We start from the raw sequence: 15,785 nt of genomic DNA on the forward strand, positions 1-15,785 counted from the left end.
TCTTTTGGGCTTACGAAAGTCAACAAAGGCGGGATGGGTTGATCGAATGAGTTCGACGTTGGAGCGTCCGAGCAAACGCAGGTGGTTGGGTTGTCTACAGAAGTTGGTGATCGGCTTTTTCGTCATTGCCATCGGTATCATTGCATCGCTTTTGATCGTCATCGCGATCCGGCAGAGCGGGGCAAAAACGCAAGTCGCGGAAATGAAGCAGGCGATCCGAGATGCCGGATTGCCAATCGATCCCGATTCCTTGGAAATGTACCGTCAGGAATTGGCATCCGACCAGCAAACCAAACCATGGGTTGATGTGATCCGCCGGTTTCGCGCCGAATCCGGCTATCCCGATCGAGTTGCTGGTGTGCCACGGGTCGACGTTACCACTGCTTGCCAACCTCTGTGGGCGGGTGAACCTTGGGGCGAACGCGAAACAGCGCGGCGATTCTTGGATGAAACGGGCTCTTTGCGTGATGATCTGGCCGAGGTGCTTGATGAGGCCGGGCCGATTCATACGCCAATGACCTATGCCGGCGTCGATACCATTCCGCCGGCGGCCGATGTGGCTCGCGAGATCGCTTCCATCCTGGCGTTGACCCATCTGGACGCAATCGATCGCGGTGACATCAACGCAAGCGTCCAGTCCGTCCGACAATTGTTTGCCCTTGAAAGAACGCTGCAAGGCGAACTGATGGTGTTCCCCCAACTGATCCGGCTGGGTGTGTTCAACGTCGCTTTGGAAGAATTGCGTCGTGTCGTGCAGCTTGGACGATTGAATGCGGATCAGATCGACAGCCTTTTGGCGGACCTGGATCGTGCGCTTCCTTGGGACCAAGCGTTTCGACAGGCGATGATCGGCGAACGGGTTGTGGCGTTGACCGTCTTTGAGGATGGGACATTGCCCGATGGCATCACTCGTGAAATGCTGGGCATGGCTGGGCCTCGCGATCAATTAGAGACCCTTCGGTGGTATGAAAGATTCCTCGCTTTGCCGACCGATGATCCGGTGACTTTCTTGCGTGCGGCGGCGGAAGCCAACGCCGACATGGAGTCCACCCTTGAATCGGCAAACATTTGGCGACGAGTCGAGACCATGACGACGGCGATGACGCTGCCGGCGTTAAGGGCCATCGCCGTGACCGTGATTCGTGCGGAAGAGAACACTCGATTGGCCCGTTTGGCACTCGTTTGCCAGCGATTCGAAACAGAACGCGGTCGCTGGCCCTCGTCATATGACGAGGTTCTTGCGTTTGCCAAAGAGGAGATGGATTTGCCCCGCGACGCAATCGTCGGCATTGGCCCCCTGCCCTTTGGCGTCAAGCCGGATGGATCGAAACTGGTTTTGTGGGGACGACGAATCGAAGGATTCAATGTCGAGTTGCCGGATGAACCGCCGGAATCTTACTGGCCCGACACGTGGCGAGGACTGTCGCCGAAGCAAGATGATGATGACGCTGATCTGGCGGCGAATGAGTCCGACGAACTGGGGTTCGATAACGAGTTGGACATGTTCGACGGTTCGATGGGAATGAATGCCGCGGACGAGTCATCGACGGTGCCTGACGAATTGCGTGATCCCGATGTGGACCCGCTGGACCGGCATCTGCGGTTGATCTTTCACCGCGATCGACCGTCGGAAAGCTTCTACAAATGGGTGCTTCAGCCGTCGAAATGATTCGGTGTCAATCGCGCCGGTTGCCGGTTTCGGATCGGTATTCATCGCGCAGCGTGTGCGCCGCGACACCATTCGATCGGCACAGCGAAAACCCGCTCGGGATCAGCCGCCGGGCGTGGTGAATTCGGCGTAGTCGTCGAATTCACTGTGATGCTCCGGCGCCCGGTTGGTGAACCGCGTAAAGTCGGATTCCCAGGTCAATTCGACTTCGCCGACCGGACCGTTCCGCTGTTTGGCGATGATGATTTCAGCTTGGCCGGCAAACTGCGCCCGGTCTTCGCCGCGGTGATAGTATTCTTCGCGGTGCACAAACATCACCACGTCGGCATCCTGTTCGATTGCACCGGATTCCCGCAGGTGCGAAAGCTTGGGACGGTGATCCTTGCTGTCTTCGGCCTGACGATTCAACTGTGACAGACACAACAGCGGGACGCCGAGTTCCCGTGCGACGCCTTTCAAACGCCGCGCGATCTTGGCCACCTGTTCTTGCCGTGGGTCGCGTGAGTTGTCGGGTTCGATCAGCTGCAAGTAATCGATCACGATCATGCCAAGTTCGTCTTCACGACGTTTGATCCGCCGGGCGGCCGCCGCGATTTCGCTGACCGTCCGGCTGGGTGAATCGTCGACGAACAGCGGAGCTTGGCTGATCTCATTGGCCGTTTGGACCAACCGGCCTTGGTCGTCGGAGGAAATGGTTCCGTTTCGAAGGCGGTGACCGTTGACGCGGGCCAGCGAACACAGCATCCGGTCGGCCAATTCGATGCCCGACATTTCCAGGCTGACGAACAGCACGGGCAATTTTTGTTCGATGGCGACGTGTTCAGCGATGTTCATTGCCAATGCCGTTTTGCCCATCGACGGTCGAGCGGCCAGGATGATCAGTTCGCCGTTGTGCAGTCCACCGGTCATCTGGTCAAAGTCTGTCAGCCCGGTTTCGGCCCCGCCGTCGGTGACCTCGTCTCGCATGCGAGCTTCCATGCGGTCCATCGCTTGGTGAAGCACTTCGCTAAGGCTGTGCAGCGATTGGCTGGACCGGCCGTCCATGATCGCAAAGACTTTTTGTTCCGCTTGAGCACACAGTTCTTTGGCGGTGCTGGATTGATCGTACGCGTCGCGGAGGATTTCCGTGCTGGATTCGATCAGTCGCCGAAAGACGGCTTTTTCCGCGACGACTTCGCCGTAGTACGACGCGTGTGCCGCGTTGGGGACAGCGCCGGACAGTTTGGCCAAGTACGCGGCGCCGCCGATCTTGTCGTAATTGCCGGCAGTCCGCAGCTTGGACACCAGCAACGTGATGTCGATCTTTTCGCCCGTGTCGTACATGTCACGACAGGTTTGATAGATCATCCGGTTGGCGTCGTCATAGAAGTCTTCGCTGCGAAGCGACGCCAAGTCGTCCAGCACATCGGGCATCAATAGGACGCTGCCCAAGACGCCCATTTCGGCTTCCAAATCGAAGGGCGGGTTACGCTGCAGAATTTCCGCCGCGGATTGTTTGCGTTCGGGTTTATCGCGACGACTGTACGTGTTGGGAAAACCGGCGCTCATGTCGATCCTGTCATCCTGAAATTGCAAAGAATCCTGGGTCGGCCGCGTCCGATCTTGCCGCAAAAGTCACGGCGGTGACCGGAGGGTCCGCAACCGAAAACCCGTCCGTGGTGAATCAGCCGGTCCGCAGCACTTGTTCGATCCGCTGAACCGCCTGTTCGGCCGACAAAGCTTTGGGGCCGCGACCGATCAGTTTGCCTGATTCGATCCAAGCGGTCACCTTTTTCGATGCCGCGATGGCCGTGCTGTGGCTGCGGCCGCCATAGTGCTTGGCGATTTCGGAAAAGGCCGACGATGTTTTCTGGCGGGCCAAGTACATCGCCAACATCCGTGGTTCGCTGACCGTCCGTGTTTGCGCGTTGCTGCGTAAGATCGCGTCGTCCAAATCGAAGACTTGGCAAACGGCGCGTTCAATCGTCGACAGTGTGACCGGCGGTGCCTGGCTGCGAAGGATGTCGCCGCCGAACTGACGAATCTCATCCATCGTCGGCATCCGTCCGTACATGCGTTGCAAGGTGTCGACCAAGTTGACCACGCCACGGACCAGACGTCCGTCCCCGTCGATCATCCCGGCGATTTCGTCGACCACTTCGGATGGCCACTGGATGTTGCATCGTTGGGTGATCAAACGCTGCATCAGCGGCACGCGGATCGCGTTGTCCAGCGGCAACAGCGGGCACACCAAACCCGACGCCATGCGTCCGACCAATTCACCGGTCAGCCCGTTGATTTCGCTGGGGGCACGGTTGGCGGTGAAGATGACCGGGCGTCCCTGTTCCATCAACGCTTCGGTCGTGTACAGCAATTCGCGAAGCGTCGCCTTTTTGCCACCGACAAATTGGATGTCGTCGATGATCAACGCATCGACTTCGCGATAACGACGGCGAAACGCCGACAAACCGCTGGTCCCGACGAACTGAATGAAGTCGTTGGTGAAACGTTCGGCCGACAAGAACATGACGCGTCGCATGCGGTGACGCTGACGCATGTGGGCGGCGATGGCTTGGGCCAAGTGAGTTTTGCCGACACCGCTGGGGCCGTGGAAATACAACGGCGTGGCCGATCCGGGCGACTGGCAGGCCATTCGTGCGGCGGTCAAAGCCAACTGGTTCGACGGTCCGCCCAAGAAGTTGGCCATGGTGAACTCGGCTCCGGTGCAACCGCCTGTAGCGGGCGTGGGAGCCGATGACGAGTTGGCCGCGGCGGAATGGTTTTTGGCCGAACGGTTCTTGGCGGGCGGAGTGTTCGCCGAGGGGGGATTACCCGACGGATCCGCCACCGAGGCGGCTTCGTCGATCGACGTCGTCGCCGCGACGTCGGTCGATGCAGCCGCAGCGGCAGGGGTACTGTCGGCAGTGCGCGATGATCGCGGCTTGGATTCCTGGCGCCGCGTGGCGTCGTGCGATTGTCCGTCTTGTTGTTGCGCGGGAGCGTTGCGATCGCTTACTTTCTGGTCGCGTTGTTGCTGGCTGTGATCCCACAGCGTGGCGATCGATTCGGACGAACGGCCGCCGCGACGATGACGTCGGCTTGCGGGGCGACGATCCGTGTGGGATGCGGTTGCCGCCGGTCGTGCCGCTCGTTTAGCGACCGCGGGCGGTGCGGGATCGACGATGTCATCGGCCAGGGTTTGTTGAACCGCGGGCGGACGGACTTCGATGCGATAACCCCACATCGGCGGTGGTGAACCGTCGGTCGGCTGGGGCGCGGCGGCCATGGCGGCGGCACGCAGTTCACGCTGCAATTTGGATTGCATGCGGTCGGCGGCGAATTGTCCGCGGACGTTCAAGACGATCGCGGCATCGAACCGTGATCCCAACGGGGCGGCCTGGTCGGCTTCGGACGCGCTACTCTGGTCATCGCCGTGCTGCACTGTGATGTCGACCCCTTGGCCGAACCACAGACGAAATCGGTCTTCGCCGATACGTCGCATCAACGCTTCCTTGAATCGGTCGACGACTTCCTTATCGTCGGTGCTGCCATGCGATGAAGACATACCGGTAGCGCAATCCTCCTTCAATGCTTTGTCGCCGAAGAGAAACATCCGTTGGAAACCACGCGCCAGCCATCGTTGCTGTTGCGTGATTCCGAAATCCAGTGGTGACCGGTTGGGGTCCGGCCGGAATCTTTCGACGACACACCAAAGCGTTGGCAGAATGACCTGACCAACCTAGCTCCGCCGGGCGGCTGACCCGCCGTCGCAGACTCCTTCACGTGGTGCTCCGGCGACTGCCTGAGTGCCACGTGGAGGCAGATTCTAGGATTGCTAGCATTCAAGTCAAACTCGCTTACTTGCGGCTCGAAAACGGGTCTTCGGCGGACCAAGTCGGCGCGTCGTGCGGCCCCTGAAATTACGTCGGTCCGGTGTGTTGTGGCGTGGCGGATTCGCGACCACCACAGGCACGGCTTTCAGTTTATCGACCCGTGGATAATCTGTCGCCGGTTGAAATGGGCTGAAATATTCACGCAATGTTTACTTTTGCAAACCGCTTGGCAACAACGACTTACGACGACCGCCTTGAATCGGGGGCAGAACGAACGGGCGACTTCATCGATTTTCAATTTTTCTGCCCCAGATCGACTCAAGCAAAATCGGTCGGAAACCGCGTTGCCGGTAGATCCGGCCGGCGGGCTGGTTCTCGGTGTCCACCGCCAGCAGCAGCCGGTCACACTGGTGGTCAAGCGCCCACGTGACCGCCTGTTCCAAGATCTGGGCCCCTAAGCCGCCCCCCCGAAATTCCGGCAGCACCCCCATGTAGGTGACTTCGGCGGCCGGCGGCTTGTCGTCCTTCGAAGCGTGCAGGGACATCAGCAGGACGCCGACGGTGGCATCGCTTTTGGTGATCAGGTGCCAGCCGGAGTCGCAGAACGAATCCGAACGCCGATAGCTTTCCAACAACTGGGCGGCCGAGCGAAAGTTGGAAAAGCCGGGACAGTCCAGGCTGTCCGTGTAGGTCGCTTCGACGACACGCCGAAAGTCATCGTCGACCGGTTGCTCGATGGGGGCGGGGACGACGTGCCGGCCGATCCGCCACGTGATTTCGGGGTCTTCCGGGATCGTGATCCGCAGCGGTTGCAGCGCCATGTACTGCAGCGTGCCCAGCGGCGTGAAGCCCATCTGGACCGGACGACAACGCGGCCGGGCCTCGGCATCGACCGCGTCGGTAGCCCACTGGGCGAAAGCAATGTTGCGTCGCCGCAGCAGCCGGTCCATCTGGGTGACCAAGTGTCGACGCAGCCGGTGGACCCTTTGGGCGGGAATTTCGGCATCCCCGGCATCGACGATCTGTTCGGCGGCAAATAACACGTTGGCGACATCGGAATTGTCAGCCGCGATGGCCACGGCGGTCGCCCAGCTGGCTTGATCGGTCGACTCGGACTCCTTGACCGCCGCAGCCACGATCTGATCGCTGCGTCCGCTGCGCAGCGTTGTCATCCACTGATCCGCGATGATGTGCGAGCGTTGGATCGACACATCCTGTAATAAACGTGGTAAATCCGTTGCAATCCGTTGCATCGCGGCGGCCGGCGGCATCGGCCGGGGCGCCGCTGCGTCCTGCGGTTGGGCACCGTTCATGGTTGGGTCGACAGCGTTGGGGTGACGAATCGAAAGACAAGCGGGAGAGCGAAAAATCGGGCCACCGATTGGAGCAAAGTTCATCCAATGGGGGCGGCAATTCGTTTCCCGAAACGCCATTAGACTTTATTATGTCCTGCGGCGGCGACACGTTCGGCGACACGGGCGAACCAACCAAACAAGTTTGAACGACTCGATTAGCGAATGGATGGATGCGAGTTCAAAGGAAACCAATGGGCTCGCCGATCAACGGGCTGGCCGCGATCCTGCTTGCCGGCGTGATCGGCAGTCTTCTGACCCCCGCACCGGCCGACGCACAGGGGCTGTTCCGGCGTCTGGGCAACCGCATCCGCGGTATCGCTCCCCCCACCGTGCCGCCGCCCCCGGTCCCCGGCTATGACGCGTCGCGCCGAGCCCGCGGCAACTTGATTCGACCAAACACGACACCCGAAGGAAGCGGTCCGGTCGTTCGCAACCGTGTTCCGGTCAGCCCGACGCCGGACACCGACAGGGGGCTTCAGCGAATTTCGCCGCGAAATGATGGCGGTGGAAATCCGGCAGGTTCCAACGTCTTTGAGGCTCCGCTGTCCGAGACGGATTCCGCCGGCGATCGCGGGAACGCGTCCGGTAAAGGCCCCGGCCGTTTGGGTGTGGAGGCTTTGGCGGTCACCCGACCGGTGCGTGGTGTTCGGATTCATCGGATTTTGCCCGGATCGAATCTGCGGCAAAGCGGGCTGGCCGAAGGCGACATCTTGGTCCAGTTCAACAATCGTTCGGTCACCGATGTTGACGAATTGGCTGTGGCTTTGCGGTCCACGTCGCCCGGCGAAGACGCTCGGGTGCGAATCATTCGTGGCTACACCGCCTATGACGCCACGATTCGTTTGGTGGGACAACGTTCGCCTTCGCCCGAAGCCGTCGCGGCATCCACCAGCACTGACGATGGCGACGAAGACGCGACGACCCCGCCGCCACGATTGCCGCAACGCATCGATGCATCGGCTTGGAAATCGGCGGTCGGTTTGACCGGCACTTCGTCCGGCGACGCGGTGGGTTTTGAAATTGATTCGGTCACCCCCGGCGGCGTCGCGGCGGGGGCCGGTTTGCGTGCGGGCGACCGAATCGTCTCGGTCGACGGCATGGCGTGGCGTGACCAAGCGGTGGCGGCGACGCTGGCGTCGGCCGACCGATCCAACCCGGTCGTGGTCCAAGTCATCCGTGACAACCGGCTGATCGAACGCCGACTGGCTGCGCCGGGCAACGCCGATGGCAATGGAAACTCTGGCGGCTCGGATGTGAAAGACAAAGTCGCGGCGGCACAGCGGGTCGAATCTGACGCGGCCGAGGCATCGGATTCGGCTTCGACGATGATCAGCGGGCTCGGGTCCGTCTTGGGCGGCATGTTCGGCGGTTCGTCCCAGTCGTCGGAATCGAAACCAACGCCGGAGCCACAACCGTCGGCCTCCACCGAGTCCCCCGAGCCGGGCGCCGGCGACGCGGTGGAAGAACTACCGGCCCCGGCGGGCCAGTCCGACACGATGGATTTTGGTGACGACGAGCCGATCGATTCGGACACGTTTGATTTTCCACCGGAACGGGAACTGTGATCGACCGACGATACGTGCCGTCGATCGGTGGCGGTGATGCCTGCGTTGCGTCCCGGCTCGTGGCGGTTGCCGTCGCGAATCGCCCCTGGGGTTGGCGGAGACATCGAATTTCCCGGCATCAAGGGCAATGTTTCGCTCGATGCGACGCACGTCTGTGCCGGGCGATACACTGAACCGCTCAGGCATTGGTCACGAATAACCTTGATCGCATGCTACGCCAAAACGACGTTGCGACGGGCTGCCGCGGGTCCTACGATCGAGGTGTCCCCCATCCGCAGCGCCGTGGTTGGGGCATCGACTCCGCCTGCCGGTCGGAATGCGCTGACGCGACTCGCGTCGCTCCGGCAACTTTTACTTGTTTGATCCGTCTAGGAAAACGCCATGGATTGCTGCGACTCCGCAACCCAAAACCTGACACATCGCCCATCGTCGATCGTCGCTCGATGTCGACCGGGCATGGCGATCGTGATGCTGTTGGTTTCGTCATCGGTCATGAATCCGATCGCGGCTCAGGAAGCCGCCCCGGCGAATCCGCCCGCCCGCGGCCCGTCGATGCAAGACCGCCAGTTGGCACAGATCATTTCCCAGCTGATGCCACGCCAGCACGTGTCGTCACGCGAATTGGACGATCAAATCAGCCAGCGTGCGTTGGATCTTTACCTGAACATGCTGGACCCGCTGAAGATTTACTTCTTGCAGGGCGACGTCGACCAGTTTCGTCAGTACGAGGCGTCGATCGATGACCTGGTCAAACGTGGCGACATCAATCCCGCGTATGTGATCTTCAACCGCTTTACCAAGCGTGTCGATGAACGCGTCGCGATGGCGATGCAGTTGCTGGATCAAGATTTCGATTTCACCAAAGAAGAATCGATCGTCGTCGACCCGGACCAAGCCCAATATGCACGAAACGACGCCGAGGCTCGCGACCGCTGGCGCAAGCAGATCAAGTACGCGATGCTGTTGTTGATGGACGACGACAAGACCGCCGAGGAAGCCAAGGATCAACTGCGTCGTCGTTACCAACGATACGCACGACGTTGGAAAGACACCGATTCGGACGACTTGCTGGAAATGTACCTGACCAGCGTCACCAGCGGCTTCGATCCGCACAGCACCTACATGTCGCCCGGAACACTGGAAGATTTCCGCATTCAAATGCGGCTGAACCTGGAGGGCATTGGTGCGGCTTTGCGTGAAAAAGACGGGAACACCGTCGTCAGCAGCGTGATCCCCGGTGGTGCCGCCGACAAAGATGGCCGCTTGAAGCCCGATGACGTGATCGTGTCGGTCGGCCAAGGCGACAGCGGCGAATCGGTCGACATCGTTGAAATGCCGCTGAAAGACGTGGTCGACTTGATCCGCGGCAAAGCGGGCACCACGGTCCGCCTTGGCGTCAAACCCGGCGGCGTCAGCGCGGTGGAGGAATACAAGATCATTCGCGCCCAAGTCGAATTGGAAGAATCGGCGGCGCGAGGCGAAATCCTCGAACACCAAGTCCCCGGCGTCAATCAACCGCTGAAGATCGGCTACATCAATCTGCCCAGCTTCTATCTGGACATGGAAAAGGCGCGTGACGGCGGCGACGCGGATTACCGCAGCAGCACTCGGGACGTCCGCAAAATCTTGGATGATTTCCGAGCCAAAGGTGTTGCCGGTGTGGTCTTGGATCTCAGCAAGAACGGCGGCGGCAGCTTGACCGAAGCGATCACCCTGACGGGTCTGTTCATCGATCATGGCCCGGTCGTTCAGGTGAAAGATTCACGTGGAAACGTCACCAAGTACGACGACGATGAACATGGCGTCGCTTGGGACGGTCCGTTGGTCGTCCTGACCAGTAAGCTCAGTGCAAGTGCCAGCGAAATTCTGGCCGGTGCGATCCGTGATTACCGCCGTGGCATCGTGATCGGTGACCCGAACACTCACGGAAAAGGAACGGTGCAGACCCTGGTGGACATCGGCGAAGCCTTGTTCAGCAACCAGCGTGCAAACTTGGGTGCTTTGAAAGTGACCTTGCAGAAGTTCTACCTGCCCGACGGTGAAAGCACACAGCTGAAGGGTGTGCCAGCCGACATCGTTTTGCCCAGCATCATCGCGAAGATGGACGTCGGCGAAAGCGATTTGGATTACGCGATCGAATTCGACCGTGTCCCGGCAAAACGTCACGATCTGTACAGCCTTGTGCCTCGCAGCATGGTCGACCAGCTGCGTCGCAACTCACAGATGCGTGTTCAGCAGAACGACGAATTCACCGACCTGCTGCGTCGCATCGAACTGTACGTCCGCCAAAAGGAACGTGACACGTTGTCGATCAACGAAGAAGAATTCAAAGCACGCCGCAAGGAACTCGAAGCCGCCGAGGAAGACGACAAGCTGGCCGAAGAGATGAGCGAACCGAGTGATAAGATTTATCCCGATTCGTTCTACTATGACGAAGTGATGAATATCACTTACGAGTACATCCAGGCCTTGCGTGCCCAGAACTTGGCTCGGCTGAATTAGGCCCGCCGCCGGGGCTCACGACAATCACTCAACGCGACCTCCCGATCCGGCAGGTCGCGTTTTTTTTGCGCCCACCCCCAAAGTCGTCTTTCGCTCCGCGAAAGTGGCGTTCGCGCCCCACTCACCGATCGCGGAATTTCCCCCCGTCCCCTTATTAGCGACCGGCCTACCCAAAGTCGCCTTTCGCTCCGCGAAAGTGGCGTTCGCGCCCCACTCACCGACCGCTGAAAGCCTCCGTCTGGGACAACCGAGACCAAAAGCCACCCCCTCCCCTTTTTCGCGACGTCTGTGGCCCCAAGTGTTCGTGTCGTTGCGATCCTGGCTTCTGAATCGTGACCCACCGCAAACTCAGCCTTCCGTAACGCAACCCGTATGGAGCAACAGACAGCAATCCTCGTCGACAGATGTTCTGGATCATCGCTCACGGGCTCACCTACGCACCGAGAAGCAAGACGGGAAGGTCACGGCTATCCAACCAAAGCATCCACAAGGTTCCCATCTCGCTATAAGCCAGTCCAAAACCAGTTTTCACAAAAAACGACACGGCGGTGGACAGGGGAGGGTATAATAACGCCTCTTCGGGGCACCTTGGATTACCAAGGGAGTATCATCGATTGTCAGGGGCAAGTTCGAAGATGAAGGGGCGAACGAAACCGAAAGGTCGTCAGTTTCTCGGGGGGCGTTTCGGTTTCTGGAATCTCCGACCGGTTTGCGGCATCTTGGTATTCGTCGTACCGGTCGTCTTGCCGATTCTCTGGTCTCTCTTGCACTCCACGATCCAACACGGTCCTGGCGTGCAGGTGATCAGTCGCGATGTTTACGTAGAAGAGCACGGCAGCCTTCCATTGGATCTGGAAATCCAAAACAGATCATCGGATGACCTGATTCTCGTCGGCTTTACCTGTCGTTTCACCTGTGATGCTCAGCTTGTATCCGAGGAACTACCCAAGCTCATTAGGGCGGGCAACACGGTCCGGCTCAGTGCACAGTTGCGAATTGACGGCCGGTGGTTGTGCCCAAATACTCGCTCTGCGCAACGTCGAACAGCCAGTGTCCAGGCGGTCTATCGAATCGGAGATTCGCCGTTGCTAGTGGGGCCAGAAACCAAAGCAGAGGTGAGTTTTAAACGTGGGGTTTGGGTGGAGAGATCTGCAATCTTATCCGGGCCCCGTGATGCCAACCGCTACACTCACCGCGAGTTCGCGACATGCTGGATCGCGGATCCAACCATCTGCAGCTTCGCTTAGTTCAGACTGATGGTACCGAACTCGTCGCAATCATTGGAGTTCTTCAACTGTGAAAGCGGGTGATTCGCGCCATGTTTAAACCGGCACTTATTGCACAGATATTGGTTTTGTGCTCGTTCTGTTATCCCACCCCGTCGATCGCGTCGGATACGGTCGAAATGATCGCGAAAGCATGGAACGCGACGGCGGCGAAGTCAATCGACGACGACCTTCAGATGGGGTTGCGCGGGCGGCTCGTGTGGCCGCGGCATTCACAGGTGAAGTTCGATGACGACGGATCTCCAATGCGATCTGGACGTTATCCCAGCAAAACGGTCACCGCGAAGTTGCTCATGGATGTCAAAATCAACATCGACAGCCACGCATGGGTGACCTGCGAAACGATCCCCCAATTGGTTCAGGGGACAGACGAAGTCAAGTTGTATCCGTCAGTAAAATGCTTTGATGGCGACGCTGCAACGTTGTACTCTCCGTATACAGGAACCAACGGTACGTGTGATGGAAACCAATTGACCGTGGACGGACGTCCGTACGCGGAATATGGCATCAATGGAGACGAGTTGAATGCGAGGCCGACGCATCACTGGCTTTGCGTCGCTGCATTGATGACCCGCGGCCTGCTGGTGGACGAAAATTTCAAACCCATCGATTTCACGGACGAGCTCGCGAAAGGCTGCTTAACGTTGGTGCCTGATGAGCCAAGCACTGGCTCCGATGAGGAAGAGACGTTGCTGGTGCGATGGCAACCCGATCTCGGTCCAATGAGTTTTTCTGCGGGCCACCCAACGGAAGAATTCATATGCAATCATGATCCACCGTATAAGGTCGTCCGGCGCACCATGTTCATTGGAGACCTTCATTTTTTGGATATCGACGCAACCGCTTCTGACCGGAACCACGATCATTTCGACCGATTGACGGTGACCTTCTTTGATCCGATGTTTGCCTCAAAGCCTGAGGCGGTGACGATGGCCTTCGACGGAGAAACGGTCGCTCTGGACAGCTTGCAGACGTTAGGAGCAAGGGTTGCAGGTTATCGAATCACTCCTCCGCAAGGCACATGGGTGGAAGACCTCCGAACAGGGCACCGCTTTCTTCTGCAGGATTCCACCAGCCAAATGAAGTGGCTGAGTATTCTTCTAAGCCTAATCGTGACTCTCGTTCTTTGTATCGGAGTGTACCGCCGTTGGCGCACTCGGTCGCCCTAGCTCTTGAAACGAGTTTTCAAATGTCGATGCTCAAAATTGTCTTTGGCCAGTAACCAAAGGAACGGTGATGCGAGGATTCACGCTCCTTGAACTGCTCGTCACACTTTCAATTTTTGCGATGCTGGTTGGGATTGGTGCGATTGCCGTACACAATGCCCGCGAATCGAGCCGAACGATGATGTGCTCCAACCGGCTCCGGCAAAACGGTCTGGCATTTCATAGCTTTCACGCTCGGACAGATTTTCTCCCTCACAACGGAGGTGAAGTGAGTGGCCAAATGATTTCAGATGTCGACGGCCGCCCCTTCCAACCGAGGACCATCCATCGCCACACTGGCCACATCGCCGTCTGGGGCGTGGGCTCTCCACGACAGTCCGTTACGAAACAGGGAGGCCCTTGGTCGTATAGCCTACTTCCAGATCTGGGACACCAAGGACAATTCGAGCGACTCGTCTATTCGTTGTTGATCTCGACATTCCGGTGCCCGTCTCGAAGCCGCGGAATTCCTGAGGCGCCGAAACAAGATGATTCTGGGATCTACATCGGTGGTGGCCATCGATATTCAAAGATCGACTTTGCGGCAAATCGAAAGCTGATCGGTGATCGTCCAATCGCACGACGCCTTTCGTATGTTCAAGACGGAAACTCCAATACGATCCTCGTTGCAGAGAAGGCCTATCACCCACTGATCCAAACCGCAACGTCTTGGTGGCATGACGAGCCGCCCTGGTTGGGAGGCAGTCATGGAACGGCTCGCAGCGGTGCCGATCTTGGTCGAGATGGCCTCGACGCCCCGTTTCGAAATGGATGGGGATCCGCACATCCGGCGACGTTGAATGTTTGTTTCCTCGATGGGCATGTTCAACAGGTTTCATACGAGATTGACCGCCGCGTTTGGCTACAATGGTTATCCCCCAATGCAAGAGAATGATCCACCGAAGGCCGGCGCCGGGGATCGCGTGGGAACGGCTCTTGTTCGATTGGCGATTGCGATTCTTTTTTTTCTGGGCGCGTTTAGCCATGGCCCGTTGGCATCGTATTCTTCTCAGGCGGACCTCAAAGGACGTGCATTTTTAGGGGCTCACGGAAGAATTGCCAAAGCGATCGTGAATGGCGATGGCTACTCGGATCCGTTCGTCGTCCGCACGGGTCCAACCGCGTGGATGCCGCCCGTCACAACCTATGTGTTGGCCGTTGTGATGAAGATCGCGGGTGAAAACACGGCCTTTATTTACTGTGCGATCTGGCTGGGCCAGGGAGCGGCCGCGATTCTGTGGACCACATTGGTCATCTCGCTTCTGCGGAAGTACCAACTGCCAACCCTCATCCCATCGGTGTTTACGGCATGGGCGCTAATCGCCAACGCAACCCTTCTATTCCTGAATACGCACGATCCATTTATGACGGTAGCGTTATCCAGTTTGACGATCTGGTACATCGACCGGGCGGCGACCGGTCCCAGCACGGCGTTATCGCTTATGGTCTCCGGTTTTTTTGTCGGGATCGCCCTACTTACACATCCCTCGGTTGGTATCGCTGCGACGGTGGTGTTTCTGCTATTCGCAAACCTCAAACATCGACAAGTTGGCTACTTTCTGATCCCAATACTTCTCGTATTGCTTCCATGGCTCGTATATTGTCGTCTGCGCATGGGAGGCTGGGTGCCGGTCAAATCGAACGCCGGCTTCGAGCTATGGCAGTCTCAAGTATTGGACGATGACGGCCTGCTTGACATGAATACGATGCGGCTTCACCCGATGACTTCACGACATTCCACTTCGACCCAACTGATACTTGAAAACGGGGAATTGAACTTCGTACGAGCACGACGAAGTGAAGCGATCGACCATATCGTAAACAATCCTGGTGATTATGTTTCGCGGTGCGTCACCAGATTGATTGCCTGTCACGTTTGGCCAAAGCCTTTTGACGAAATCTCTGTATGGAATGCGTGGCAGACTTGGGGCGGAGGAATGATTCGAATCTGTTCACTCATCAGCTGCCTCGCTGTATTGCTTCATTTGAATTACGTTCCGACCAGGCTCTTTTGGATTGGCTTGACGATGTGTCTATTAACATCAGCCCCATACATGCTAATTTCGCATATGGACCGATACACGGTCGCGTGGCTACCGTCACAGTTAATTATCATCTCCGAAGGCGTGCGTTGCATGGTGCAAAGCTTTCCCAAGCAGTGGCAAATGCTGCAAGCCTGATGAATTCGGCACGTACCGCGCGAACAGGAGGTGCGACCAGACCCATAGCCATCGCATCAGAGTTTCCGCCAAGCATGAGCTTTTAAATGAAATCGGTGTTACATTCGGCACACTCTCGGTTCCCTCTCAAACTCATCTTCAATGTGTCCTGCTTCAGTGGGCTGAAACTGAGCAGCGTTAAGGGGACGAGCAGCGTTAAGGGGACGGGGGT

Annotated in this window: 9 protein-coding genes; 6 read left to right on the forward strand and 3 right to left on the reverse strand. The window is 58.3% G+C overall.

The window, feature by feature from the left end; genetic code table 11:
- The first annotated feature begins 46 nt into the window (after positions 1 to 46).
- On the forward strand, positions 47 to 1,669 hold the full coding sequence (locus HFP54_RS24700) for a hypothetical protein (protein ID WP_168567230.1): 1,623 nt from the start codon (positions 47 to 49) through the stop codon (positions 1,667 to 1,669).
- A 102-nt stretch (positions 1,670 to 1,771) separates the two neighbouring features.
- On the opposite strand, the gene dnaB is transcribed toward HFP54_RS24700, so the two are convergent.
- From dnaB to HFP54_RS24715, 3 genes are all read right to left on the reverse strand, one after another.
- The gene (dnaB, locus tag HFP54_RS24705) at positions 1,772 to 3,217 is read right to left on the reverse strand and encodes a replicative DNA helicase (protein ID WP_146413543.1); all 1,446 of its coding nucleotides are present in this window, start codon (positions 3,215 to 3,217) and stop codon (positions 1,772 to 1,774) included.
- A gap of 115 nt (positions 3,218 to 3,332) precedes the next feature.
- The gene (locus HFP54_RS24710) at positions 3,333 to 5,213 is read right to left on the reverse strand and encodes a DnaA/Hda family protein (RefSeq protein ID WP_168567231.1); all 1,881 of its coding nucleotides are present in this window, start codon (positions 5,211 to 5,213) and stop codon (positions 3,333 to 3,335) included.
- A 552-nt stretch (positions 5,214 to 5,765) separates the two neighbouring features.
- Positions 5,766 to 6,794, reverse strand: coding sequence for a GNAT family N-acetyltransferase (locus HFP54_RS24715; RefSeq protein ID WP_168567232.1), 1,029 nt, complete (start codon positions 6,792 to 6,794; stop codon positions 5,766 to 5,768).
- A gap of 212 nt (positions 6,795 to 7,006) precedes the next feature.
- Here HFP54_RS24715 and HFP54_RS24720 point away from each other — a divergent pair, with 212 nt between their 5' ends.
- The 5 genes from HFP54_RS24720 to HFP54_RS24740 all read left to right on the forward strand — a co-directional run bounded on the left by HFP54_RS24720 (position 7,007) and on the right by HFP54_RS24740 (position 15,574).
- Positions 7,007 to 8,401 carry a PDZ domain-containing protein gene (locus HFP54_RS24720; protein ID WP_168567233.1) on the forward strand — a complete coding sequence of 465 codons (1,395 nt, stop codon included), beginning with the start codon at positions 7,007 to 7,009 and terminating at the stop codon, positions 8,399 to 8,401.
- 381 nt (positions 8,402 to 8,782) lie between these two features.
- Entirely contained in the window at positions 8,783 to 10,903 is a 2,121-nt protein-coding gene (locus HFP54_RS24725) for a carboxy terminal-processing peptidase (protein WP_197137122.1), read from the forward strand.
- 1,306 nt (positions 10,904 to 12,209) lie between these two features.
- A complete protein-coding gene (locus tag HFP54_RS24730) occupies positions 12,210 to 13,358 on the forward strand; it encodes a hypothetical protein (protein ID WP_168567234.1) in 1,149 nt (382 codons plus the stop codon).
- A 67-nt stretch (positions 13,359 to 13,425) separates the two neighbouring features.
- A complete protein-coding gene (locus tag HFP54_RS26500) occupies positions 13,426 to 14,289 on the forward strand; it encodes a DUF1559 family PulG-like putative transporter (protein ID WP_168567235.1) in 864 nt (287 codons plus the stop codon).
- Positions 14,195 to 15,574 carry a glycosyltransferase family protein gene (locus HFP54_RS24740; RefSeq protein ID WP_168567229.1) on the forward strand — a complete coding sequence of 460 codons (1,380 nt, stop codon included), beginning with the start codon at positions 14,195 to 14,197 and terminating at the stop codon, positions 15,572 to 15,574. Before HFP54_RS26500 ends, HFP54_RS24740 begins: the two co-directional genes overlap by 95 nt.
- The last annotated feature ends 211 nt before the right edge of the window (positions 15,575 to 15,785 follow it).

It is taken from the genome of Crateriforma spongiae (assembly GCF_012290005.1).
Classification (GTDB): Bacteria; Planctomycetota; Planctomycetia; order Pirellulales; family Pirellulaceae; genus Crateriforma; species Crateriforma spongiae.

Bases quoted from the DNA above. Each gene is read 5' to 3' on its own strand.
- HFP54_RS24710 (WP_168567231.1), bottom strand. From the start codon at position 5,213: ATGTCTTCATCGCATGGCAGCACCGACGATAAGGAAGTCGTCGACCGA.
- HFP54_RS24725 (WP_197137122.1), top strand. From the start codon at position 8,783: ATGGATTGCTGCGACTCCGCAACCCAAAACCTGACACATCGCCCATCG.
- HFP54_RS24720 (WP_168567233.1), top strand. From the start codon at position 7,007: ATGCGAGTTCAAAGGAAACCAATGGGCTCGCCGATCAACGGGCTGGCC.
- dnaB (WP_146413543.1), bottom strand. From the start codon at position 3,217: ATGAGCGCCGGTTTTCCCAACACGTACAGTCGTCGCGATAAACCCGAA.
- HFP54_RS26500 (WP_168567235.1), top strand. From the start codon at position 13,426: ATGCGAGGATTCACGCTCCTTGAACTGCTCGTCACACTTTCAATTTTT.
- HFP54_RS24700 (WP_168567230.1), top strand. From the start codon at position 47: ATGAGTTCGACGTTGGAGCGTCCGAGCAAACGCAGGTGGTTGGGTTGT.
- HFP54_RS24715 (WP_168567232.1), bottom strand. From the start codon at position 6,794: ATGAACGGTGCCCAACCGCAGGACGCAGCGGCGCCCCGGCCGATGCCG.
- HFP54_RS24740 (WP_168567229.1), top strand. From the start codon at position 14,195: ATGTTTGTTTCCTCGATGGGCATGTTCAACAGGTTTCATACGAGATTG.